Source organism: Microbacterium protaetiae (assembly GCF_004135285.1).
Taxonomy (GTDB): Bacteria; Actinomycetota; Actinomycetes; order Actinomycetales; family Microbacteriaceae; genus Microbacterium; species Microbacterium protaetiae.
Genome location: NZ_CP035494.1, coordinates 3,381,618 through 3,405,677, shown reverse-complemented (window position 1 = coordinate 3,405,677; position 24,060 = coordinate 3,381,618). Strand labels below are relative to the sequence as shown.

Annotated in this window: 21 protein-coding genes; 12 read left to right on the top strand and 9 right to left on the bottom strand. The window is 68.5% G+C overall.

Annotated elements, in window-relative coordinates:
- Positions 1–14: 14 nt before the first annotated feature.
- Positions 15–2,468, bottom strand: coding sequence for a DNA gyrase/topoisomerase IV subunit A (locus ET475_RS15875; protein ID WP_129392490.1), 2,454 nt, complete (start codon positions 2,466–2,468; stop codon positions 15–17).
- 50 nt (positions 2,469–2,518) lie between these two features.
- Here ET475_RS15875 and ET475_RS15870 point away from each other — a divergent pair, with 50 nt between their 5' ends.
- Positions 2,519–3,646, top strand: coding sequence for an alkaline phosphatase family protein (locus ET475_RS15870; RefSeq protein WP_129392487.1), 1,128 nt, complete (start codon positions 2,519–2,521; stop codon positions 3,644–3,646).
- 1 nt (position 3,647) lies between these two features.
- Here ET475_RS15870 and sepH read toward each other — a convergent pair whose 3' ends face one another.
- A complete protein-coding gene (sepH, locus tag ET475_RS15865) occupies positions 3,648–4,676 on the bottom strand; it encodes a septation protein SepH (protein ID WP_129392484.1) in 1,029 nt (342 codons plus the stop codon).
- A 212-nt stretch (positions 4,677–4,888) separates the two neighbouring features.
- Here sepH and ET475_RS15860 point away from each other — a divergent pair, with 212 nt between their 5' ends.
- A complete protein-coding gene (locus ET475_RS15860; RefSeq protein WP_129392481.1) occupies positions 4,889–5,182 on the top strand; it encodes a DUF4193 domain-containing protein in 294 nt (97 codons plus the stop codon).
- A gap of 4 nt (positions 5,183–5,186) precedes the next feature.
- On the opposite strand, the gene ET475_RS15855 is transcribed toward ET475_RS15860, so the two are convergent.
- The gene (locus tag ET475_RS15855) at positions 5,187–5,675 is read right to left on the bottom strand and encodes a DUF3093 domain-containing protein (protein WP_129392478.1); all 489 of its coding nucleotides are present in this window, start codon (positions 5,673–5,675) and stop codon (positions 5,187–5,189) included.
- Positions 5,676–5,693: 18 nt separating this feature from the next.
- Between ET475_RS15855 and dut the strand changes: the two genes are divergently transcribed.
- From dut to ET475_RS15825, 6 genes are all read left to right on the top strand, one after another.
- Positions 5,694–6,149: a dUTP diphosphatase gene (dut, locus tag ET475_RS15850; RefSeq protein ID WP_165310961.1), complete on the top strand. Its 456-nt coding sequence runs from the start codon at positions 5,694–5,696 to the stop codon at positions 6,147–6,149.
- Positions 6,146–6,742 carry a DUF3710 domain-containing protein gene (locus ET475_RS15845; RefSeq protein WP_129392475.1) on the top strand — a complete coding sequence of 199 codons (597 nt, stop codon included), beginning with the start codon at positions 6,146–6,148 and terminating at the stop codon, positions 6,740–6,742. Before dut ends, ET475_RS15845 begins: the two co-directional genes overlap by 4 nt.
- A complete protein-coding gene (locus ET475_RS15840; RefSeq protein WP_129392472.1) occupies positions 6,739–7,506 on the top strand; it encodes a DUF3159 domain-containing protein in 768 nt (255 codons plus the stop codon). Before ET475_RS15845 ends, ET475_RS15840 begins: the two co-directional genes overlap by 4 nt.
- Positions 7,507–7,644: 138 nt before the next feature.
- The gene (gene acnA, locus ET475_RS15835; RefSeq protein ID WP_129392468.1) at positions 7,645–10,455 is read left to right on the top strand and encodes an aconitate hydratase AcnA; all 2,811 of its coding nucleotides are present in this window, start codon (positions 7,645–7,647) and stop codon (positions 10,453–10,455) included.
- Between the two features lie 75 nt (positions 10,456–10,530).
- Complete coding sequence (gene dxs / locus ET475_RS15830; protein WP_129392465.1) at positions 10,531–12,483, top strand: 1-deoxy-D-xylulose-5-phosphate synthase; 1,953 nt, start codon at positions 10,531–10,533, stop codon at positions 12,481–12,483.
- A 55-nt stretch (positions 12,484–12,538) separates the two neighbouring features.
- Positions 12,539–13,003, top strand: coding sequence for a hypothetical protein (locus ET475_RS15825; protein WP_207205369.1), 465 nt, complete (start codon positions 12,539–12,541; stop codon positions 13,001–13,003).
- A 59-nt stretch (positions 13,004–13,062) separates the two neighbouring features.
- Here the strand turns inward: ET475_RS15825 and ET475_RS15820 are convergent, their stop codons facing one another.
- The 4 genes from ET475_RS15820 to ET475_RS15805 form a co-directional block, all read right to left on the bottom strand.
- Positions 13,063–15,222 carry a 3-hydroxyacyl-CoA dehydrogenase NAD-binding domain-containing protein gene (locus tag ET475_RS15820; protein ID WP_129394064.1) on the bottom strand — a complete coding sequence of 720 codons (2,160 nt, stop codon included), beginning with the start codon at positions 15,220–15,222 and terminating at the stop codon, positions 13,063–13,065.
- A gap of 11 nt (positions 15,223–15,233) precedes the next feature.
- The gene (locus tag ET475_RS15815) at positions 15,234–16,439 is read right to left on the bottom strand and encodes a thiolase family protein (protein ID WP_129392463.1); all 1,206 of its coding nucleotides are present in this window, start codon (positions 16,437–16,439) and stop codon (positions 15,234–15,236) included.
- A gap of 74 nt (positions 16,440–16,513) precedes the next feature.
- On the bottom strand, positions 16,514–17,710 hold the full coding sequence (locus ET475_RS15810) for an HRDC domain-containing protein (RefSeq protein ID WP_129392461.1): 1,197 nt from the start codon (positions 17,708–17,710) through the stop codon (positions 16,514–16,516).
- Positions 17,703–18,287 carry a DUF3000 domain-containing protein gene (locus ET475_RS15805; protein WP_129392459.1) on the bottom strand — a complete coding sequence of 195 codons (585 nt, stop codon included), beginning with the start codon at positions 18,285–18,287 and terminating at the stop codon, positions 17,703–17,705. Before ET475_RS15805 ends, ET475_RS15810 begins: the two co-directional genes overlap by 8 nt.
- Positions 18,288–18,312: 25 nt before the next feature.
- Between ET475_RS15805 and ET475_RS15800 the strand changes: the two genes are divergently transcribed.
- Positions 18,313–19,527, top strand: coding sequence for an alpha/beta hydrolase (locus tag ET475_RS15800; protein WP_129392457.1), 1,215 nt, complete (start codon positions 18,313–18,315; stop codon positions 19,525–19,527).
- Positions 19,528–19,538: 11 nt separating this feature from the next.
- Here the strand turns inward: ET475_RS15800 and ET475_RS15795 are convergent, their stop codons facing one another.
- Positions 19,539–19,979: a SufE family protein gene (locus ET475_RS15795; protein ID WP_129392455.1), complete on the bottom strand. Its 441-nt coding sequence runs from the start codon at positions 19,977–19,979 to the stop codon at positions 19,539–19,541.
- Positions 19,980–20,000: 21 nt separating this feature from the next.
- A complete protein-coding gene (locus tag ET475_RS15790) occupies positions 20,001–20,906 on the bottom strand; it encodes a sulfurtransferase (protein WP_129392453.1) in 906 nt (301 codons plus the stop codon).
- A gap of 153 nt (positions 20,907–21,059) precedes the next feature.
- On the opposite strand from ET475_RS15790, the gene zapE reads away from it, so the two are divergent.
- The 3 genes from zapE (at position 21,060) to ET475_RS15775 (ending at position 24,060) form a co-directional block, all read left to right on the top strand.
- Positions 21,060–22,073 (top strand): cell division protein ZapE, encoded by a 1,014-nt coding sequence (zapE, locus tag ET475_RS15785; protein WP_129392451.1) that lies wholly within the window; start codon positions 21,060–21,062, stop codon positions 22,071–22,073.
- Positions 22,074–22,172: 99 nt separating this feature from the next.
- Positions 22,173–23,489, top strand: a complete 1,317-nt coding sequence (locus tag ET475_RS15780; protein WP_129392448.1) for an ammonium transporter — start codon at positions 22,173–22,175, stop codon at positions 23,487–23,489.
- Between the two features lie 22 nt (positions 23,490–23,511).
- Complete coding sequence (locus ET475_RS15775; protein ID WP_242497669.1) at positions 23,512–24,060, top strand: type II toxin-antitoxin system PemK/MazF family toxin; 549 nt, start codon at positions 23,512–23,514, stop codon at positions 24,058–24,060.

The window sequence follows — 24,060 nt, the reverse complement described above, 5'->3', positions numbered from 1 at the left end:
GGTGCCCGAGGGCCTCAGCGCACGGCCGTACCCAGGGCGCCGATCACGCCGTCCAGCGGCACGCCGGAGGCGTCGCGCTTGGCACGATCCTGCGGCAGCTGGCGCACCGCGCCATCGGTGCCCACCGCCCGCGGGTCAACACCCACCCAGGCGAGGGTGAGGGCGTCTTCGCCCTTGAGAAAGCGCTGAGCGCGCACACCGCCGGTGCCTCGCCCCTTGGCGGGGAACTCTGAGAACGACGAGACCTTTCCCGTTCCAGCATCCGCCCCCGCCAGGACCTGGGTGGACCCGGCGATGGTGACCACGACCGCGTCGACGGCATCAGCCGGCAGCACGTCGAAGGAGAGGGCACGTTCTCCCGCTGAAACCCGCATGCCCGCCATTCCGCCTGCCGAACGGCCCTGGGCGCGCACGGCAGACGCGGCGAAATGCAGCAGCTGGGCATCGGAGGTGACGAAGACGAGCTCGGCGTCGTCGGCTGCAGGGGCCGCGCCCACGACGGCATCGCCGGGCTTGAGTGCGATGATCTCGACCTCGGGCTTGTTCGACAGCTCGGTGGCGGCAACGCGCTTGACGACGCCCTGGGCGGTGCCCAGCGCTATCACCGGCTCGGCGGTCAGCGGAACCAGGGCCACCACGTGTTCCCCCTTGGCAAGCGCCAGATACTGGTCGACACGGGTGCCCGCGCCCAGCTGCACGGAGTTGCCGGGCACCGAAGGAAGATCGACCGGTGTGAGGCGCACCAGTCGTCCGGTGTTGGTGACGGCGCCGAGGTCACCCCGCGAGGTCGTGTCGACGCGGGAGCGGATGGCGTCGTGCTTCGACCGGCGGGCAGGCGTGAGGATGCCGCCATCCGGGGCGTCGGGATTCAGATCGGCACGCACCATCCGACCGGTGGCCGAGAGGAACACGCGGCAGGGGGTGTCGGCGATCTCGAGTGCGGGCGCGGCGCGGCCACTGCGCGGCTGCACCGGGCCGCCGTTGAGCAGCAGGGTGCGTCGGGGCGTGCCATAGGCGTCGGCTGCGGCATCCAGCTCGCGGGCCACCTGCTGTCGCAGCAGCACCTCGGATCCGAGCAGCTCGACGAGCGCGGCGATCTCGGTCTTCAGCTGGTCGCGTTCGGCTTCCAGCTCGATGCGTGAGAACTTGGTGAGCCGTCGCAGCCGCAGCTCGAGGATGTACTCGGCCTGCGGCTCGGAGAGATCGAACACCGCGCGCAGACGGGTGCGTGCCTGCTCGCTGTCATCTGAGGCCCGGATCACCTGGATGACCTCGTCGATGTCGAGGATCGCTATCAGCAGGCCCTCGACCAGGTGCAGCCGCTCGCGCCGCCGTGCCAGGCGGTACTCGCTGCGGCGTGTGACGACCTTCAGCCGATGATCGAGGTAGACCTGCAGCAGCTCGCGCAGACCGAGGGTCTGCGGCTGTCCGTCGACCAGGGCGACGTTGTTCATCGAGAACGAGTCCTCGAGCGGAGTCAGCCGGTACAGGTGCTCGAGAACGGCGTGCGGATCGAAGCCGGTCTTGACCGTGATGACCAGGCGCAGGCCGTTCTTGCGGTCGGTGAGGTCGGCGACGTCTGAGATGCCGGTGAGCTTCTTGGCCTGCACGGCGTCTTTGATCTTCTCGATCACCCGCTCGGGGCCGACGAGATAGGGGAGCTCGGTGACGACCAGGCCGGTCTTTCGCGGCCCGAGCTGCTCAACCGACACCTTGGCCCGGGTGCGGAACGCGCCGCGTCCGGTGCGGTAGGCGTCCTTGATACCGTCGACGCCGGTGATGATGCCCCCGCCGGGCAGATCGGGGCCGGGAACGAACTCCATCAGCTCATCGACGGTGGCCTCGGGATGCTCGAGCAGATGGGTGGCGGCGGCGACGACCTCGATCAGATTGTGCGGGGCCATGTTCGTGGCCATGCCGACCGCGATGCCCGACGCCCCGTTGACGAGCAGGTTCGGGAACGCCGCCGGCAGCACGGCGGGCTGCTGGAATTGTCCGTCGTAGTTCGGGATGAAGTCGACGACGTCTTCGTCAAGACTCTCGGTCATGGCCAGAGCCGGGGGAGCCAGGCGTGCCTCGGTGTAGCGGGCCGCCGCGGGGCCGTCGTCGAGCGAGCCGAAGTTGCCGTGCCCGTCGACCAGCGGCACGCGCAGCGTGAACGGCTGAGCAAGGCGCACGAGGGCGTCGTAGATGGCCGAGTCGCCGTGTGGGTGGAGCTTTCCCATCACCTCGCCGACGACGCGCGCGCTCTTGACGTGCCCGCGGTCGGGGCGCAGGCCCATCTCGGCCATCTGGAACAGGATGCGCCGCTGCACCGGCTTGAGCCCGTCGCGGGCGTCGGGCAGTGCGCGGGAGTAGATGACCGAATACGCGTACTCGAGGTACGACCCTTGCATCTCAGCCGAGACGTCGACGTCTTCGATGCGCTCGTGGCTCGGGCTCGATGGCGTAGGGGTCTTGGCAGGCATACGGCTCCGGTTCGGATGGCGGGCGGGGGCGGTGTGCGAGACTGGCCCCGATGACACTCAGCCTACCGGCGGCCACGCCCGGAGCCCGCAGCCTCACCGGTGTCGTGCCGCAGCTGGTGGCCGCACTGTCGGGGGCATCTGACTGGTTCGCGCCGGCACGCAGCGCCATCGTCTTCACCGTCGACGGACTGGGCGCCCACAACCTCGCCGCTCGGCTGGGACACGCCCGGTTCTTGGCCGCCCACCGCACGAAGAAGGATGTCGCCCGCACGGTGTTCCCCTCGACGACGGCCGCGGCGCTGACCAGCCTGCTCACCGGCGCCGATCCGGGCGAGCACGGAATCGTGGGCTACCGGACCCGTGTGCCCGGCACCGATGCGGTGGTCAACCAGCTCAAGGGCTGGGACGACGGGTCGATCGATCCCGACACCTGGCAGCGCGCCGAGCCGCTGATGTCGCGGGAAGCCGCACGAGGACGCCCCTGCTTCGTGGTCACCCGTCCCGAGTTCGGGGCATCCGGATTCACGCGCGCGACCACGCGCGGAGCCCGGATGCACACGGCGGCCGGCGTCGGCGAGCGTGCTCAGCTGGCGGCGGATCTCGCGGCGCGGCATCCTGGATCCCTCGTCTACGTGTACACCCCCGATCTCGACGGCGCCGGACACAAGCACGGCTGGCAGTCCGAGCAGTGGTCGACGGCTCTCGAAGACGTCGACGCGGCCGTGCGCGAGCTCTCGCGCTCGTTGCCGAATGGGGTCGGTGCGGTGGTCACCGCCGATCACGGCATGGTGGACGTACCGCGACACCGGCACGTGCTGCTGGGCGAGGCAGACCCGTTGCTGGACGGGGTGCGGCTGATCGGCGGCGAGCCGCGGATGCTGCACCTGTACGCCGAAGACGGCTTCGCCGCACGCGTGCACACGGCGTGGTCCGCGGCCGAGAGCACGCGCTCCTGGGTTCTCTCGCGCGATGAGGCGATCGAGGCCGGACTTTTCGGCAGGGTGGATGCCGCAGTGCGCCCGCGCATCGGCGACGTCGTGGTGGCCGCGCGCGGCGCCGTCGTGTACTACGACGACCGTCCGGCCGACAAGGCAGGGCAGAAGATGATCGGCCAGCATGGATCGCTCAGTCCCGAAGAGACCACCGTGCCGCTGATCCGTCTGGGCGCGTTCGCCTGAGTCAGCTGTCTTCGGTGCGGGCGCCGAAGACTATCTCATCCCATGACGGCATGGCCGGGCGGCCCTTGCGGCGCACCTCGCCCGACGAGGCGGCCTCGCGCTCGGAGCCGTCTGATGCCGGCTCCGCCTCCGGCGCGGCGCTGCCGTCGTAGCCGGGTTCGAGGGCGTCGAACAGCGCGACGGGGTGTGCAGCCGAGGTCGGCTGCTCATCCTGCGGCTCGGGTAACGGTGCCCGCTGCCCTCGCCTGCGTCGCAGCGCCTCGAGCAGGTCGGCGGTCTCGCTCGAGGTCTGCGACTGCTCGGGCGCGCGTTTGATGGCGGCGTTCTGCACGGCGGCGGGTGCGGCGGCCTGGGCCGCCTCCTCTGCCTCGGCACGCATGCGCCGCGGACCGAACTGCTCGGCGTCGAACCGTGAGTCGTCCTTGGGTGCGGGCGTGTCGAGTGCGCGCAGGCGGGGGATCAGGCCGTCGGGAAGAGAGCCCTGGCGGGACAGCTGGGTCGCATCGGCGTTCAACGGCGAGAGGGTGCCGCGGCGCGGCTCAAAGCTCCAGCGTGCGTCATGATCGACATCGGCCGAAGTGAACTCCAGCTTGATGATCCAGGTGTGATCGTCTTTCCAGCTCGTCCACCGTTCGCCGGTGGCGCCCGCCTCGGCGAGCTTGGCCCGCACGGCGCCGCCGAACGTCTGCGACGCCTCGTCGAGATCGCCGGCGACCAGGACGGGAACGGCCAGCGCCTGCCCCACCACGTGCTCGCGTTCGGCGAGCACGGGTCCCTCATATCGCGCGACGTCGTCGACGGTGATGCCGAGTGCCTCGGCGACCTCGGCGGCGGTCATGCCGGAGCGGATGCGCGACTGGATGTCGCGAGGACTCGGGCGGGGACCGCGGGGCTCGGCATCCTGCTGTCGATGCGACCGCTTGAGCTCGCTGCGCAGCACCTCGTTGACGGGGAGCGTGAAGCGAGTGCCGGACTCGGTCGCCAAGACGAGGGCGTCGTCTTCCGATCCGATGACCCTGAGCTGTTCCATGCGAACGCGCCTTTCCTTCGCTGTTGTGCCATGGTCGCATGCACGCACCCGTGCGGCCGGGAATATCGCGGGCGTGCCGCGGGTTTCATCGCTGGATCGGAGCGCCCGAACACGATCCTGCGACATCCATTTGCGAAATCGCTCGACGTCGTGCAAACTATCGCCGCCCCTTCGGGCAGCGGCACACAATGGGAAAGTAGAGACTTCAGCCAATGGCCACCGATTACGACGCCCCGCGCAAGAACGAGGACGAGAGCGAATCGATCGAGGCTCTCAAGGAGCGCGTGCCGGACAAGATGGCCGGATCGGGTGAGTCCGAGGACTCGGACAACCCGTCCGGCTTCGAGCTTCCGGGCGCGGATCTTTCGGACCTCGAACTCGATGTCGTCGTGCTTCCCCCTCAGGAAGACGAGTTCACCTGTGTGAGCTGCTTCCTGGTCAAGCACCGGTCGCAGCTCGATCACGAAGACGCCGCAGGTCCCATCTGCATCGAGTGCGCGGCCTGACCAGCTAGACGGTCGCGGACGCCGCCCGCTGTGCCCGCCGAATCGCGGCGGCCAGTCGGTCCGGCGTCCGCGACGAGATCACCCACACCGGGGTCGGATCCTGCGGGTCGGTGACCGGCACCTGGATGAGCCCGTCGATGCCGCCGCGGATGAGATGCCATGCGTCGCGCTGCAGACCCGGTCCGCGCAGCTGGCGGGCGTCCTCACCCGCGAAGGGCTCGGCTTCACCCAGCGCGGCGACGGGGATGTGCGCACGCCCCGCACGCAGTTCTGCGCCGCGCACCTCGACCCGGGGAGCGGCGGCGATCAACAGGGCTATCACCAGGACGGCGACGACCACTCCGGCCGCGAGGGCGACGGTCTTGTCGAAGGGCACGAACACCATTGCCGCCATCGGAGCGACCACGGCCGCGCTGACGAAGGCCCACAGCGACGGGGTGAGGCGCTCCCGATACGCAGAGTGCGCCGTACTCGTGGCATCCGTTGATGTCATCTGCATTACCCTCGTTGAGTGACCGAAACCGTGGACGTCCCCATTATCGCCCCCGAGCTTCCGGCCTACGCGCACCCCGGCGACGCCGGCGCCGATCTCGTGTCGGCCGAGGCACTGCGGCTCGAGCCCGGCCAGCGTGCGCTGGTGGGCACCGGCGTGCGCATCGCGCTGCCCGACGGCTACGTCGCGTTCGTGGTCCCGCGCAGCGGACTGGCGACCAAGCACGGCATCACCATCGTGAATGCCCCGGGCACCGTCGACGCCGGATACCGCGGTGAGCTGAAGGTGACGCTGCTGAACACCGACGCGCGCGAGGCGTACGAGATCGCCGTCGGCGATCGCATCGCGCAGCTGGTCATCATGCCGGTGAGCCGGGCCCGCTTCATTCCCGTCGACGCGCTCGATGAGAGCGCCCGCGGCGAAGGCGGATTCGGTTCCACCGGCTACACGAACGAGACGAGGAGAACCTCATGACCGACCAGACCGAGCCCGACGGTCCGCGCAAGTCCGCCCCGGCGGACCGCGCGGAATCCGGTCCGTTCGACGACTCCGAAGCCAATCCGGTCCGTCCCTACATCGACCTCGGCGGCATCAAGATCCTGCCGCGTGAGGGCCTGAATCTGCGCCTCGAGGTCGAGGAGCAGACCCAGCGCATCGTGGCTGTGGGGCTCGACTACGTGGGTTCGACGCTGCAGGTGCAGCCGTTCGCCGCCCCACGCTCGAGCGGTCTGTGGGACGAGACCCGTGAGCAGATCCGCCAGCAGGTGCGCCAGCAGGGCGGCCGCGTCGAAGAGCGCGAGGGTCCGCTGGGTGCCGAGCTTCTGGCTGAGGTGCCGGTGACCGACCCCGATGGCCAGCCCGCACGCCGTCTGGCCCGCTTCGTCGGGGTCGACGGACCGCGCTGGTTCCTGCGCGGCGTGATCGGGGGAGCGGCCACCGGCGACGTCGAGGCGGCCGAACGGGTCGAAGATCTCTTCCGATCGATCGTCGTGGTGCGCGGCGGCTCGCCGATGCCCCCGCGTGATCTCATCCCGCTGAAGATGCCCTCGACGCCGGGAGCGGCGTGAGCGACGACGAACCGCGCAAGGATGCCGCCGGCCCGGCGGCATCCGACATCCTCGGTGCTGCGCTGGGCGGGGCCGCTCGACGCGCCGGGCTCGATCCCGGGCAGTCGGCGAGCACCGGGCACATCGTGTGGCACGCGATGGGGGGCTGGCGCGGCATCCTCGAATCCGTCCTGCCCACCCTGGTTTTCGTTCTCGTCTGGACGATCACCGTCGACCCGCAGACGCATCAGGGCGACCTCTGGCTGGCCGTCGGGCTCTCGGTGGGGCTCGCTGTCGTGTTCACTGCGGTGCGCCTGATCATGCGCTCTCCGGCCTCGGCCGCGATCGGCGGGCTCGTCGCCACGGGTGCCGCCGCCGCGCTGGCGCTGTGGACGGGGCGGGCCGCCGACAACTTCATCCTGGGCCTGGTCACCAACGGCGCGTACGGCACCGCCCTGCTGATCTCGGCACTTGTGGGCTGGCCGTTGATCGGGCTTGCCGTCGGCTGGCTCATGAACGACGGCACCGCATGGCGTGCCGATCGTCGCAAACGTCGCGTGTTCTTCTGGCTGACGATCGCCTGGGCTGCGCTGTTCGCGGCGCGTCTGGCCGTCGAGCTTCCGCTGTTTCTGACCGACCAGGTGACGGCGCTGGGCACGCTCAAGCTGATCATGGGCCTGCCGCTGTTCGCGCCCATGGTGGCGGTGACCTGGCTCGCCGTACGTGGGCTGTATCCGAAGGCCGGAGCCGATGTGTCGGAGCCTTCGTCGCCAAGCGGCCAGTGATATATTTATCTTGATATCAAGATAAATTGCGTCCCGCCGCAGGTTAGGTGACCCTGACTGGTCATGACCTTCGCGGCGGGGAAAGATGGGACCGCGGACGTTCGTCCGTGCTTCCGCCGCCGACGAAGGAGACGAGACGTGTCCACGGTTGACAGCTTCGGTGCAAAGAGCACCCTGACGGTCGGCAGCACCGACTATGAGATCTTCCGGCTTGACGCCGTCGAGGGGTACGACAGACTGCCGTTCAGCCTCAAGGTGCTGCTGGAGAACCTTCTGCGCACCGAAGACGGCAAGAACGTCACGAAGGAGCAGATTCAGGCTCTGGGCTCGTGGGACGCCAACGCCGAGCCCGACACCGAGATCCAGTTCACGCCGGCCCGCGTGGTCATGCAGGACTTCACCGGTGTGCCCTGCATCGTCGACCTCGCCACGATGCGCGAGGCGATGGCGGATCTCGGGGGAGACCCGACCAAGATCAACCCGCTCTCGCCCGCCGAGCTGGTCATCGACCACTCCGTGATCGCCGACCTGTTCGGCACGCCCGACGCGTTCGAGCGCAACGTCGAGATCGAGTACCAGCGCAATGGTGAGCGCTACCAGTTCCTGCGCTGGGGCCAGACGGCGTTCGACGACTTCAAGGTCGTACCCCCGGGGACGGGCATCGTGCACCAGGTGAACATCGAGTACCTCGCGCGCGTCACCTTCACCCGCGAGGTCGACGGCGTGCTGCGGGCCTACCCCGACACGCTGGTGGGCACCGACTCGCACACCACCATGGTCAACGGCCTGGGCGTGCTGGGCTGGGGCGTGGGCGGCATCGAGGCCGAGGCGGCAATGCTCGGTCAGCCGGTGTCGATGCTCATTCCGCGCGTGGTCGGCTTCAAGCTGTCGGGTGAGATCCCCGCCGGCGTGACGGCGACCGATGTGGTGCTCACCATCACCGACATGCTGCGCAAACACGGCGTGGTCGGCAAGTTCGTCGAGTTCTACGGTGCGGGCGTGGCCTCGGTGCCGCTGGCCAACCGCGCCACGATCGGCAACATGAGCCCCGAGTTCGGCTCGACCGCTGCGATCTTCCCGATCGACGACGTCACGCTCGACTACCTGCGCCTGACCGGGCGCAGCGCCGACCAGGTGGCCCTTGTCGAGGCCTACGCGAAGGAGCAGCACCTCTGGCACGACGCCTCGCGTGAGCCCGCGTTCAGCGAGTACCTCGAGCTCGACCTGGGCACCGTCGTGCCTTCGATCGCCGGCCCGAAGCGCCCGCAGGATCGCATTCTGCTCAGCGAGTCGAAGGCGAAGTTCGAGCAGGATCTGGTCAATTACGCCGACGCCGAGCACGACCTCGTCGATCTCGAGGTCTCGGAGTCGTTCCCGGCCTCGGATCCGCCCGAGAACTCGCCGGCGGATGCGCACAGCATCCACCACCACACGCACCGCTCGCACGCGCCGCGCACCGCGTCCAAGCCGACCGACGTCACACTGGCCGACGGCGAGAAGTTCGTCATCGACCACGGCGCTGTCACCATTGCGGCCATCACCTCGTGCACCAACACCTCCAACCCGTCGGTCATGCTCGCGGCCGGCCTGCTCGCCCGCAACGCGGTGAACAAGGGCCTGAAGGTCAAGCCGTGGGTGAAGACCACGCTGGCCCCCGGGTCGAAGGTCGTCACCGAGTACTACGAGAAGTCGGGACTGACCACCGATCTCGAGCAGCTCGGCTTCTACACGGTCGGATACGGCTGCACCACCTGCATCGGCAACTCGGGACCGCTCATCGAAGAGGTCTCGGCCGCCATCAACGAGAGTGACCTGGCCGTGACCGCGGTGCTCTCGGGCAACCGCAACTTCGAGGGACGCATCAACCCCGACGTGAAGATGAACTACCTCGCCTCGCCGCCGCTGGTGATCGCCTACGCGCTGGCCGGGTCGATGAACTTCGACTTCGACAACGACGCGCTGGGAACCGACGGCGACGGCAACGAGGTGTTCTTGAAGGACATCTGGCCGGATGCCGCCGAGGTGCAGTCGACGATCGATTCGTCGATCTCGACCGACATGTTCGACCGTGAGTACTCCTCGGTGTTCGACGGCGACGAGCGGTGGCGTTCGCTGCCGACCCCGACCGGTGCGGTGTTCGAGTGGAACGACGAGTCGACCTATGTGCGCAAGCCCCCGTACTTCGAGGGGATGACCGCCCAGCCCGAGCCGGTCGCCGACATCAGCGGCGCCCGAGTGCTCGCCAAGCTCGGCGACTCGGTGACCACCGACCACATCTCGCCGGCCGGTGCCATCAAGGCCGACAGCCCGGCGGGTCGCTATCTGGCCGGGCACGGCATCGACCGTAAGGACTTCAACTCCTACGGTTCGCGTCGCGGCAACCACGAGGTCATGATCCGCGGTACGTTCGCGAACATCCGGTTGCGCAACCAGCTGCTCGACGGTGTCGAGGGCGGCTACACCCGCGACTTCACCCAGCCGGGCGGGCCGCAGTCGTTCATCTACGACGCGTCGATCAACTACCAGAACGCCGGCACCCCGCTGGTGGTTCTGGCCGGCAAGGAGTACGGCTCGGGCTCGTCGCGTGACTGGGCGGCCAAGGGAACGACCCTGCTGGGCGTGCAGGCGGTCATCGCCGAGAGCTTCGAGCGCATCCACCGCTCGAACCTCATCGGCATGGGAGTCATTCCGCTGCAGTTCCCCGCGGGTGAGACGGCCGACTCGCTGGGTCTGGACGGCACCGAGGAGTTCGCCATCACGGGCATCGAGAAGCTCAACGACGGGTCGACTCCCAAGACTGTGCACGTGGTCGCGACGCCGACCGGTGATTCGGCCGAGGGCAAGGCGCCGGTCTCCTTCGACGCGGTGGTGCGGATCGACACGCCCGGTGAAGCCGACTACTACCGCAACGGCGGCATTCTGCAGTACGTGCTGCGCTCACTCGTCTGAGCCTTCACGCCAGCGGCGGGCGCGCGGTCTAGACTTGACCGCGCGTTCGCCGCTCGGCGTTCGGGAAGGAGTCCGATGGCGATTCTGCCGATGATCTCGGGCCCCCGTGACCTCGATGCGCTCAGCGCGGCGCAGCTGATACAGCTGGCCGCCGAGATCCGGTCGTTCCTCATCGAGAACGTCGCGCGCACCGGCGGCCATCTGGGCCCCAATCTCGGTGTCGTCGAGCTGACGATCGCCTTGCACCGCGTCTTCGATTCCCCGAACGATCCCATCGTGTTCGACACCGGGCACCAGTCGTATGTGCACAAGCTGCTGACCGGGCGTCAGGATTTCTCGCACCTGCGGCAGCGCGACGGGCTCGCCGGGTACCCGCAGCGGGCCGAGAGCCCACACGACGTCGTGGAGTCCTCGCACGCGTCGAGTTCGCTGAGCTGGGCAGACGGCATCTCCCGTGCCTTCGCCCGCACCGGACGCCGTGACCGCCACGTGGTTGCCGTGGTCGGAGACGGCGCGCTCACGGGCGGCATGACGTGGGAGGCGCTGAACAACATCTCCGACGACAACGAGCGCAATCTCGTGATCGTCGTCAATGACAACGGACGCTCGTATGCGCCGACCATCGGCGGCATGGCGCGGTATCTGAACCGCATTCGCACCGCGCAGACGTACCGGCAGCTCGACGAGCGGTCTGAGGACCTGTTCCGTCGTTTCGGGCGCGTGGGGCGGGCGATACACCGCGGTCTGCGTGGCGGCACGCGCGGCTTCCTGTCCCGGTTCACCGGAAACGAGGCGCTCTACTCCAACCTCGACATCAAATACCTCGGGCCCGTGGACGGGCACGACATCCCGACCCTGATCGAGACGCTGCGACTGGCCAAACGCTACGGCGCCCCCGTCATCGTCCACACGATCACCGAGAAAGGGCGCGGCTACGAGCCGGCTGTGCACGATGAGGCCGACCAGTTCCACGCGGTCGGGCGCATCGACCCGCGCACGGGCCGTGCGCTGGGCGGTGCGGAGGCAGCGTCATGGACGGATGCCTTCGCCGAAGAACTCGCCCAGATCGGCGCAGAACGCCCCGAGGTCATGGCGGTGACCGCCGCGATGCTGCGCCCGACGGGCCTGTTGCCGTTCGCGCAGCGCTTTCCCGACCGCGTGCACGACGTCGGCATCGCCGAACAGCATGCGGTGGCCTCGGCGGCGGGGCTGGCCTACGGCGGCCTTCACCCGGTGGTGGCGCTGTACGCGACCTTCATCGGTCGCGCCTTCGATCAGGTGCTGATGGATGTCGGGCTGCACCGCGCCGGGGTCACCTTCGTGCTCGACCGGGCCGGCGTGACCGGCCCCGACGGCCCCAGCCACCATGGCATCTGGGACCTGGCCACCCTGCAGCTCGTCCCACACATCCGCATCGCCGCGCCGCGGGACGCTGCCCGGTTGCGTGAGGAGCTGCGGGAGGCGGTGGCGGTGGACGACGCGCCCACGGTCATCCGCTACCCCAAGGGCGCGGCTGCTGACGACCTGCCGGCCCTTGAGCGACTCGATGACGGCGTCGACGTGCTCGTGCGCGGCGAGGCGCCCGATGTGCTCTTGATCGGCATCGGGCCGATGGCCCATGTGGCGGTGGATGTCGCCGCCCGCCTGCGCGCGCAGGGCATCGGGGCGACGGTCGTCGATCCCCGCTGGGTGGTGCCGGTGCCCGCGTCGGTCGTCGAGCTTGCGGCGTCCCATCGCCTGGTCATCACGATCGAGGACGGCATCCGTGTCGGCGGCATCGGCACGCGTGTGCGCCAGGTGCTGCGTGAGGCGGGCATCGACACCGCCGTCGACGAGTTGGGTCTGCCCGACGAGTTCATCCCGCACGCGTCGCGCGACGAGATTCTGCGCGACGCGGGCCTGACCCCGTCGAAGATCGCCCAAGACGTCGTGGCGCAGGTGCTCGGCACGCGGATCCCCTCAGCCCGGCCCGCGCTGTCGGATGCCGCGGATGACGAATGGGCGGACACGCGCGAGCGCAACGCCTGACGGGGCTCCGGTCTGACGCGGCCGCGGCATCTCAGCGCTCCGATAGCGTGGAGGCATGGAGTCTCGCTCGCCGGTGTGGGGTGTCGTCGTCGGCGCCGTGGGGATCGTGCTGGCAGCCTGGATCGCGTTCGGACGCGCCCTGTTCGGCGTCGCCGGATCGCTGACGCCGGTCTATGCACTCACGCTCGGGATCGTCGTGGTGGTGCTGCATCTGTTCATCGCGCAGGGCTTCATCCGCACGGCCCAGCGCGGTTTCGGCCACCGGACGGCGACCTACGGGACCTTGTTCGCGTCGTGGGGATGCGCTATCGCGCTGGGGCTGCTGATCCCCGACATCACGGCAGACGGGCTGCAGACGATCCTCACCGGCACGGGCGAGCCCGGGCGCGGGATCGCCATCGGGTTCGCGAACCCGATCGGGATCATCATGATCGTCTTCGCGGCCATCGCGCTGGTCCTCGCGCGCGGCGACGCTCTCGGCCGCGCCGATGCGCCGCCTGAGGAGGAAGACGGCTTCTGATCCGAGTCCGCAGCCGGGCTGCGGAGTGTCAGCCACTCGCAGCCCGGCAGCGGGGATGGTCAGCTGCTCACGCCGCGGATCACCGGGTGGTGGAACGTGTCGCCGGTCGCGCGCTGCGCGGCGCCCTCACGGTCGAGGTAGACCGATGCGCCGCCGTCGATGAACGGCCAGCCGGCACCGAGGATCAGGCACAGGTCGATGTCTTCGACCTCGGGCACCACACCTTCGTCGAGCATCAGCCGGATTTCCTGAGCGAGGCCGTCTTGCACCCGCTGCAGGATCGTGGCGGCATCGGCCGGGGTCGAGCCGACAGCGCCCTTGAGCAGCTTCTCTGCCTGCTTCGTCCAGCCCGTGACACGACCGCCCTTGTCCTTCTCGACGACAGCGGGCAGCTCGGCCAGCGCGTGGAAGTTCTCGTTCGCGTAGAACCGGTCGGGGAACGCGTGCGCCATCGTGTCCTGCACGTGCGCGGCGACCTTCCATCCCACCAGGTCGATGAGCTGGAACGGCCCCATGGGCAGTCCGAGGGGCGCGAACGCCTTCTCGACAGCGGTGACCGGGGTGCCTTCGTAGACCGCGCGCGCGGCCTCGCCCATCACCTTGGCCAGCAGTCGGTTGACGACGAAACCGGGTGCGTCGGCGGTGAGCACGGCGTTCTTGCCGAGACCCTTGGCGACCACGAACGCCGTCGACAGTGCGGCATCCGTGGTCTGCGGCGTCTTCACGATCTCGATCAGCGGCATGACAGCGACCGGGTTGAAGAAGTGGAAGCCGACCAGCCGCTCGGGGTGAGCGAGCTTCGCACCGATCTCTTCGACCGACAGCGACGAGGTGTTGGTGGCCAAGATGGCGTCTTCGGCGATGATCTGCTCGATCTCGCCGAACACCTGCTGCTTGACGGAGGTCTCTTCGAACACGGCCTCGATGACGAAGTCACAGTCGGCGTATTCGCTCTTGTCGGTCGTGCCGTGCACCAGGCCCCGCAGCTTGTTGGCGGTGTCGGAGTCCACCCGCCCCTTCGCCTCGAGCTTGCCGATCTCGTCACGGATGTAGGCCAGACCCTTGTCGACGCGCGCCTGATCGAGGTCGGTGATGAGCACCGGAACCTGCAGTTTGCGCACGAACAACAGCGCGAACTGGCTGGCCATGAGCCCGGCGCCGATGACACCGACCTTCGTGACCGCGCGTGCCAGTTCCTTGTCCGGAGCGCCCACCGGACGCTTGGCGCGCTTCTGCACGAGGTCGAAGGCATACATGGATGCCGCGAACTGGTCGCCGGTCACCAGATCGGCGAGGGCTTCGTCCTCACGGGCGAACCCGTCGGCGATCGAACCGGAACGGGCGGCCTCGAGCAGTTCCAGGGCCGCGTAGGGGGAACGCGGTTCGGTGCCGATCTTGGACTCCAGCATCCCGCGCGCCATCTTTATCGCGACGGGCCACTTCACTGTCCGCTCGATCTTGCCCGGCTGGTTCTTGCGCTCGACCTTCACAGAGCCGGCCAGCACGCCGTCGGCCCAGCGCAGTGAGTCTTCGAGGAAGTTCGCCGGGGCGAAGATCGCATCGAACATGCCGTACTCGAACGCCTGCTTCGGCTTGAGGGTGCGGTTCTGCTTGAGCGGGTTCGAGATGACGACCTCGAGCGCGTTCTCGATGCCGATGAGGTTCGGCAGCAGCGTGGAGCCGCCCCACCCGGGGATGATGCCCAGGAACACTTCGGGCAGCGCTATCGCCGCGGCCGAGGCATCCACCGTCCGATACGTCGAGTTCAGTGCGATCTCCACGCCGCCGCCCAGGGCCAGGCCGTTGACGAACGCGAACGAGGGGACGCCGAGCTCGCCGAGCATGCCCAGCACCTGGTGCCCACGCTGGGCTATCAGCTTTGCGCTCTCGCGCGAGTCGACCTTCGAGATGTCGCTGAGGTCGGCGCCGGCGGCGAGGATGTACTGCTTGCCGGTGATGCCCACCGCCTGGATCTCGCCGGCGGCGGCGCGGTCTTTGAGACCGGTGAGGGTCGCGTGCAGCTCTTTGAGCGTGGCCGGTCCCAGCGTGTTCGGGCGACGGTGGTCGCGCCCGTTGTCGAGAGTGATGAGAGCGAGCACCTTGCCGGAGGGAAGGCGCACGTCACGGACGGGGGAGTGGGTGACGACTTCGCCGGCGCTGAAGGCGTCCAGCGGCGTGAAGTCGACGTCGGCGTACTGTGCGGAGATGGTCTTGGTCATGTCCGGCTGGCTCACTTCTTCTTCTTGCCGTCGTAGTTCGGGTTCTCCCAGATGACCGAGCCGCCCTGGCCCAGCCCGACGCACATCGCGGTCAGGCCGTAGCGCACATCGGGGCGCTCGGCGAACTGGGCGGCCAGCTGGATCATCAGGCGCACACCGGTGGCCGCCAGCGGGTGGCCGACCGCGATGGCGCCGCCCCACTGGTTCACGCGCGGATCGTCGTCGGCGATGCCGAAGTGGTCCAGCAGCGAGATGACCTGGATCGCGAACGCCTCGTTCAGCTCGAACAGGCCGATGTCGGCGATGTCCAGGCCGGCCTTGCGCAGCGCCTTCTCGGTCGACGGAATCGGACCGATGCCCATGATCTCGGGCTGCACGCCCGCGAACGCGAACGACACGAGCTTCATCTTGGGCGCCAGCCCCAGCTCCTTCACCGCGTCGCCGCCGGCCAGCAGCGACATCGTCGCACCGTCGGTCAGCGGAGAGGAGGTGCCGGCGGTCACCCGACCGTGCGGGCGGAACGGGGTCTTCAGCGACGCGAGGCCCTCCATGGTGGTCTCGGGGCGGCGTCCTTCATCCTCGGTGGCGAGCCCCCACGCGCCATCGGCGCCGGTGATGGCCACCGGCACGAGGTCGGGTTGCAGTTTGCCGGCCTCATAGGCGGCCTGTGCCTTCTGTTGGCTGAGCATGCCGTAGCGATCGGCGCGCTGCTTTGTCAGATGCGGGAACCGGTCGTGGATGCGCTCGGCGGTCACGCCCATGTTCAGCGCGTTCGGGTCGACCATGCGCTCGGCGACGAAGCGCGGGTTGGGGTCGGCGTTGGCGCCGATGGGGTGATGCCCCATGTGCTCCACGCCGCCGGCGAGGGCGACCTCGTACATGCCGGAGGCGATGGATGCCGACATCATGGCGACGCTGGTCATCGCGCCCGCGCACATTCGGTCGATGGCGAAGCCGGGAACCGTCTGCGGCAGGCCCGCGAGGATTCCGACGCTGCGGCCCAGGGTCAGGCCCTGGTCGCCGGTCTGGCTCGTCGCGGCGATAGCGATGTCATCGATGCGGTCACCGGGGACCTGCCCGTTGCGCTCCATGAGTCCGATGGTCGCCTTCACGGCGAGGTCATCGGCACGGGTGTTCCAGTACATGCCCTTTTCGCCGGCGCGCCCGAACGGGGTGCGCATTCCATCGACGAAGAAGACGTCCGAAAGCTCGGCCACTCTGCCTCCAAAGGTTGGGTATGCGTCCACCCTAGGCAGTCGTCGTCGATCGGCCCGAACCGGGTGTGCGCAACCTACGAAGCCGCCGGGGAGGGCTCCTCATCGACTTGCACAGAGGCGACAAAGGCATCGGCGATGATCTGTGCCGTCTGTGCAATCTGCCAGGGGCGCGCACCCAGGCGTTCGAGAGCCGTCCCGATCCCTTCGGCCGTCGCCGATGCGGGCGGCTCCCACGCCACGCGGCGCAGGGATTCGGGGGTCAGCAGGTTCTCGGTGGGCATCTGCAGCTGCTCGGCACGCTCGGCCACTGCGGGGCGAGCGATCTTGATGCGGCGATCGGCATCGGGATTGCGGTCCTTCCATGCCCGTACCGGCGGCAGACCTTCGCCGGGAACACGTTCGAGGGGAAGATCGGATGCCGCGCGCCCGCGTTCGATCGCGTTCCACCAGCGGTCGAGCTGGCTACGGCTGGCCCGTCCGGTGAACTCCTTGAGCGCTGCCAATTCGCCCTTCGAATGCGGGTCGGCCCGCACGGCAGCCACGAGCGAGCGATCAGGCACGAGTCGGCCGGGGGAGACATCCTGTTCCCGGGCGTACTCCTCCCGGGCCGTCCACAGCTCGCGTGCGATGGCGAAGGCCCGACGTCCGCGGACAGAATGCAGGCCGCCGAGGCGGCGCCAAGGCTCCTCGCGCGGCGGCTTCGGGGGCCGTGCGAGCTCGGCGGCGAACTCCTGCAGCGCGAAGTCGGTCTTGTGCGCGTCGGCCAGTTCGGCTTCGAGCGCGTCTCGCGCGTCGATGAGGTACTCGACATCGAGTGCGGCGTATTCGAGCCAGGGCTGGGGGAGCGGACGGGTCGACCAGTCGGCGGCCGAGTGTTCCTTCGCCAGGGTGATCCCCAGCGTGTCTTCGACGACGGCACCCAGTCCCACGTGCGCATGGCCCAGCAGACGCGCGGCCAGCTCGGTGTCGAAGATCTTCGGCGGCATCAGCTGCAGTTCGCGCAGCGACGGAAGGTCCTGGCTCGCCGCATGCAGAACCCATTCCTCGTGACCGATCGCCGCCTGCAACGGCGCGAAGTCACCGATGGCGGGTGGATCGAAGAGGAAGACGCCGGCATCGCGCCGGAACACCTGCACCAGATACGCGCGCTGAGAGTAGCGATAGCCCGATGCCCGCTCGACGTCGACACCGACAGGGCCGGTGCCGGCGGCGAGGGCATCCGACGCCTTGCGCAGCGATGTCGCATCGGAGAGCACCTCGTAATCAGTCACGCATCATCCTCCGCGCCGTGAAGACCTCGATGCCCTCCGACCCCGGCGGAAGCCCGGCGAGCATGCACACGAGTTCGGCCCATGCCAGAACATGTCCGGCCATCGGGCCGCTGGGCGACCACGACGCGCGCAATTCGATCTGCGACCCGTCGCCCTCGGCGGCCAGCGAGCCGAATCCGCGTGAGAGCGTCTTGGTCGCCGTGCCGGCCTCGGCGTGGTACGTCGCCCCGCGTGAGGCGAGTGCGTCGACCAGCCACGACCAGGCCACGTCGGCCAGCAGCGGGTCGCTGCCGATCTCGGGCTCCAGGGGAGCCTGTGCGAAACTCACGATACGCCATGCTCCGCCCCACGCGTCGGGCTCGTCGGGGTCGTGCAGCAGCACGAACCGTCCGGTACCGTATCGCGACTGCCCCTCCTCGTCGTCGTCGGGGCGCACATCGCCGGACAGCGCGAGGGCATAGGGCGCCAGACCATTGGGCGCCGGAATCTCGCGAACCACGAGATCACCGCGAAAGGTCAGCGCCCGCACCTCGGCGGTCACCTGCTCGAACGGTGTGGAAGGTCGGGGATCAGCCACGCGGACAGACTAGAGTGAACCCTCGATGAACCACTCCAGGCGCGCCGTGCCGAACGGCCCGACGATGGCTGTCCGCTTCGGCGTCCGCGCCGCGATCGCGGGCTTGACCGTGGCGCTGGCAGCGGTGGCGGCGATCTGGGGCCTCGTCTCGCTGCGCGTCGTACGCCGCATCGTCACCCCACCGCCGCGCCGGCCCGCCGATACCAAGATCATCGGTGTCGATCTGGCGGCTCAGACCATCACACTCGAGCGCACCGCCGACACTGAGCTTCCCGGTCGCTACGGGCTGTTCACCTCAGGCTCCGAGTCGTACGTGAAACTGGGCACCGTGCTCAGCGCCGATGCGGCCACCGTCAAACGCAAGCTTCTCACCGAGATCGGGCCCGACAGCAGCCTGGCCGCCGACGCCGCTTTCAGCGGCTGGTATTACGACGCCCCCGAGCAGCTGCATCTGCCGTTCACCACCGAGCTGATCGGCTCGGCAGTGGGGCCGTGCCCGGCCTGGCTCTTCCCCGCCGAACCGCAGGCGACGACCTGGGTCATCCAAGTGCACGGACGCGGCACCACCCGCGCGGAGTGCCTGCGTGCGGTTCCGCTGTTGCACGGGCTCGGATTTCCGGTGCTGGTGGTCTCTTACCGCAACGACGGGGATGCGCCGCGCAGCGGCGGCGGCACCTACATGCTGGGCACGACCGAATGGCGCGACGTGGATGCCGCGATGGCGTTCGCCCTGCGGCGTGGCGCCGAACGCATCCTGCTCATGGGGTGGTCGATGGGCGGCGCCATAGCGTTGCAGACCGAGTTGAACTCGCCTCGTCGCGACGCGATCTGCGGGCTCGTGCTCGAATCACCCGTCATCGACTGGCGTTCGGTGCTCGGCTACCAGGCCGGCCAGCTGCGTCTGCCGCAGCCGGTGACCGAACTGGCACTGGGTGCGCTGCAGTCCGGATGGGCGCGGTCGCTCACCCACGCGGAGGCCATCCCGTTGGATGCGCTGGATGTCGTGCGACGAGCCGGCGAGCTGCGGCATCCCATCCTCATCCTGCACAGCGATGACGACGGCTTCGTTCCCTCCGACGCATCGCACGCGCTGGCCAAAACCCGCCCGGACCTCGTCGAGCTGCAGGCGTTCCAGGTGGCCCGGCACACGAAACTGTGGAACTACGACCCGGAACGGTGGTCCGGAGCCATCCGGGAATGGCTGACCCGCCACGAACTGGTCGCGGCGGGTCAGCCCTGATCTGTAGACGGTCAGATCGCGGTCAGTGCGCGCACCTGACGCTGCGTGCGCACCAGCATTCCCGTCATGCCGGCGATGCGCAGTGGTGAGACGGCCCGGGTGATCCCCAGGCTCTGGGGATAATCGCTCGGGATGGCCAGCACATCGTCTGCGGGCAGACCGTTGATCCCCTGCACGAGGATGCTGGCGAATCCGCGCGTTGTCGGCGCCTCTTCAGGCGCGGTGGCGTGCAGCACGACGGTCTTCTCGTCGGTCACCTCGGCCGCGATGAACACCGGCGACTGGCACTCGGCCACCCGCTCGTACTGGTCGGGGTTCGCGGCGAAGTCGTCGGGCACCGGTGGCAGCTCGCGGGAGAACTCCAGCAGAAGTTGCAGCCGGTCGGCTTCATCGAGCTCGAGGAACTCGTCCCGGATCTCGGCGAGAGTGTCCGGCGTTCGCAATAAGGTCATCCCCGCCATTGTCTCACCCGGTCAGCGTGTGGCGGGCACCGTGCCGGGCTCGGCACCGGCGACGATGGGCACCCGCACCGACGAGCCCCACTCGGTCCACGAGCCGTCGTAGTTGCGCACGTCCTGGAAGCCCAAGAGGTGCTGCAGGACGAACCAGGTGTGGCTGGAGCGCTCACCGATGCGGCAGTAGGCGATGACTTCGTCGCCCTCGTTCAGGCCGACCTCTTCGCGGTAGATGGCGTCGAGTTCAGCGCGCGACTTGAAGGTGCCGTCGTCGGCGACCGCGCGCTTCCACGGCACGCTCTTGGCGGTCGGGATGTGGCCGCCGCGCAGCGAGCTCTCCTGCGGGTACTCGGGCATGTGCGTGCGCTCGCCCGTGTACTCCTCGGGGGAGCGCACATCGATGAGCGGCTTGCCGAAGTGCTCGAGCACATCTTCGCGGAAGGCGCGCAGCTCGCTGTCGTCGCGCTCGATGACGGGGTATTCGGTCTGGGCGCGCTGCGGCACCTCGGTGGTGATCTCGCGTCCCTGGGCGATCCACAGGTCGCGTCCGCCGTCGAGCAGACGCACGTCTTCGTGGCCGAACAGCGAGAAGACCCAGAGGGCGTAGGCGGCCCACCAGTTGTTCTTGTCGCCGTAGATGACGATGGTGTCGTCGCGAGAGATTCCCTTGCGGCTGAGCAGCTTGGCGAATCCTTCGCCGTCGAGGTAGTCGCGCACCACCTCGTCGTTCAGCTCGGTGTGCCAGTCGACCTTCACCGCGCCGGGGATGTGGCCCGTCTCATACAGCAGCACGTCTTCGTCGGACTCCACGACGACCAGGCCCGGCTCGCCCAGGTGCTCTTGCAGCCAGTCCGGCGTGACCAGGCGCGAAGGATTGGCGTACTCGGTGAACTTCTCAGATGACGTGTCGATGTCGACGGCCATGGTGGCTCCTCAGATGAAGGCGATCGGGTGTGACGGCGTAGTGTGGATGCCGTCGATTTCGACATTAGCCGTCCGTCCGGACGCCGCATCCTTTCGTTCACACTCCGTCATGTTCGGTTGTAATCCGACACGAGCGGCGTCTGGGAGACCTCCATGACCACCGTGCAGCTGACCGACCGCGCACCTCAGATGACCGGTGCCGAGATGGTGGCCGAGCTCGTGCCGCCGCCGCAGTTCGAGAACGCCACGTTCGACACCTACCGCCCCGACGCCGCCCATCCGTCGCAGCAGGAGGCGAAGGAACTGCTGGCCGCGTTCAGCGGCCCCAGCGCACCGGTTCAGAAGGCGGGGCTGTTCCGTCGCGCGAAGAAGATCCCGGCCGCCAAGCCCGGCGTCTACCTCGACGGCGGATTCGGCGTCGGCAAGACCCATCTGCTGGCCGCCGTCTACCACGCCATGCCGGCACGCCGTAAGTACTTCGGGTCGTTCATCGAGTACACCGCGCTGGTGGGGGCCCTGGGATATCAGAACACCGTCGAGCTGTTCCGGGGCTCGCAGCTGTTGTGCATCGACGAGTTCGAGCTCGACGACCCGGGCGACACCATGGTGATGACGCGGCTGCTGGGCGAACTTGTCGGCTCGGGAACCAAGCTGGCTGCGACATCCAACACCCCACCCAACGCGCTGGGTGAAGGCCGATTCGCCGCACAGGACTTTCTGCGCGAGATCCAGGCGATGTCCGACAGCTTTCAGACCGTGCGCATCGACGGCACCGACTATCGTCAGCGCGCCGTCGACGGCACCGCGCCGGTGCTGGACGCCGCCGGGTATGAGAAGGCGGTGGGGGATGCCGCGGCCGCCGGTGTCGCGTCGGACGACGACTTCACCGCCCTGGTGGCGCATCTGGCCAAGGTGCACCCCTCGCGGTACATCCGGCTCATCAACGGCTTGGCGGTGATCGGATTGCGCGACGTCGTGCAGCTGGATGACCAATCGGCCGCGTTGCGTTTCGTTGCGTTCGTGGACCGCGCCTACGACGCGCAGATTCCCATCCGCGCCACCGGCCATGCCCTCAACGATGTCTTCAGTGACGAGATGCTCGCCGGCGGCTATCGCAAGAAGTACCTGCGCGCGGTCTCGCGACTTATCGCACTCACCACATCCTGACGGCGCCGAAACCTGTTGTTCACACGAGCGGGCATCCCGTAACACGGGGGAAACGTCGCACCGCTTCGGTGGTAACGCGACGCGCGCAGACTGACCGCCATGGACAGCGGAAACCTTGCGTGGTACCTCACAGCGACAGCCCTCGTGCTCGTGATGACACCCGGCGTCGCCTTCTTCTACGGCGGACTCGTACGGGCCAAGAGCGTTGTGAGCATGATGATGCTCAGCTTCGGCGCGATGGGTCTGGTCGGCGTTCTGTGGATCTGTTACGGATTCAACCTGCAGAACGTGTCGACCGGGTGGATCGGCGTGGCCGGCAACCCCTTCACGAACTTCGCCCTGGCGGATTCGATCTCAGCCCCCGACGCGAACGATCAGCTCGCCGGCGTCGCATACGGCGCGACGTTCGCGATCATCACGGTCGCACTGATCTCGGGCGCCATCGCCGATCGCGCCAAGTTCGGCGCCTGGATGCTGTTCGCCGCGCTGTTCGCGACGGTGGACTACTTCCTGGTGGCGGGATGGGTCTGGGGCGCTGACGGCTGGATCTACAACCTCGGCACCACGCTGGGGCTGTCGGCGAACGTCATCGACTACGCCGGCGGCACGGCCGTGCACATCAACGCTGGGGCCGCCGCGCTGGCGCTCTCGCTCGTGCTGGGCAAGCGCGTCGGGTTCGGCCGATCGATCCACCGCCCGCACAACGTGCCGCTCGTACTGATCGGTGCGGCACTGCTGTGGTTCGGCTGGTTCGGCTTCAACGGGGGCGCCGCGGCGCTGGGCGCCGGTATCGCCGACCCGAGCTCGCCCGCGGGCCTGATCATCATCAACACGCTCGGTGCGACGGCGGCGGCCATCCTCGGCTGGCTGGTGGCCGAGAAGGCCAAGACCGGCAAGGTGACCTCGGTGGGTGCGGCATCCGGTGCCGTGGCAGGTCTTGTCGCGATCACCCCGAGTTGCGCGAACCTCGCCCCGGGGTGGGCGATCGTGCTGGGCCTGGTCGCCGGTGCGGTGTGTGCCCTCGCCGTTGAGCTGAAGTGGCGTCTGGGCTTCGACGACTCGCTCGATGTGGTGGGCGTGCACCTTGTCGGAGGCCTGATCGGAACCCTGTACCTCGGATTCTTCGCCACCGGGACGGGCCTGTTCGTGGGCGGCAACGCCGACCAGCTCCTCGTGCAGGCGATCGCCGCGGTGTCGGTGCTCGTGTACTCGTTCGCGGTCGCATGGGTGATCGGCTGGGTGATCCAGAAGACGATGGGATTCCGCATCCGCAGCGAAGACGAACTGGCCGGCGTCGACACCGTGGTGCACGGCGAGAGCGGCTACGAGTTCCCCGAGGAAGGGGTGTCGACCGGGCCGGTGGCCGTTCAGGTGCCGGTGGCCGCCGAGCCGGAACCCGAGAAGATCCTCAGCTGAGGTGGATCGATAGGGTGGCCGGGTGAGCTCTGACCCCGGCATCCTGTCCCGCCTCCTCGGCATGCTGCGCACTTCCGCGCGTACTGCAGATCGGCGCCGCCCGACCCCGCATGGGTCAGGCGGCGCCGATCTTTTTGAGCCTTCGCCGGGCAGCGGTGGCGAGGCGGCGACTGTGGAGATCGCTCCACCGGCGCCCGATGCGCTGCGGATCACCTACGCGCCGCAGACCGACGGCGACCCCGACGCCGGCGAGGTCGTCTGGACGTGGGTGCCGTATCAAGAGCGCGACGGGCGGGGCAAGGATCGCCCCGTGCTGGTGATCGCACGCCGCGACGCCGACCACGTCTATGCCGTGAAACTGACGAGCCAGTCGCACGACGGCGACCGCGACTTTCTGTCGATCGGCGCGGGTGCGTGGGACTCGAAGGGGCGGCCATCGTGGGTGGACGTCGACCAGATGTATCTCGTGCATCGTGACGGGATGCGCCGCGAGGCCGCCGCGCTCGACGCCGAGCGCTTTGCCCGGGTGGCGGCTTTGCTGCACAAGCGCTACGGGTGGGCGCTGGGCTGA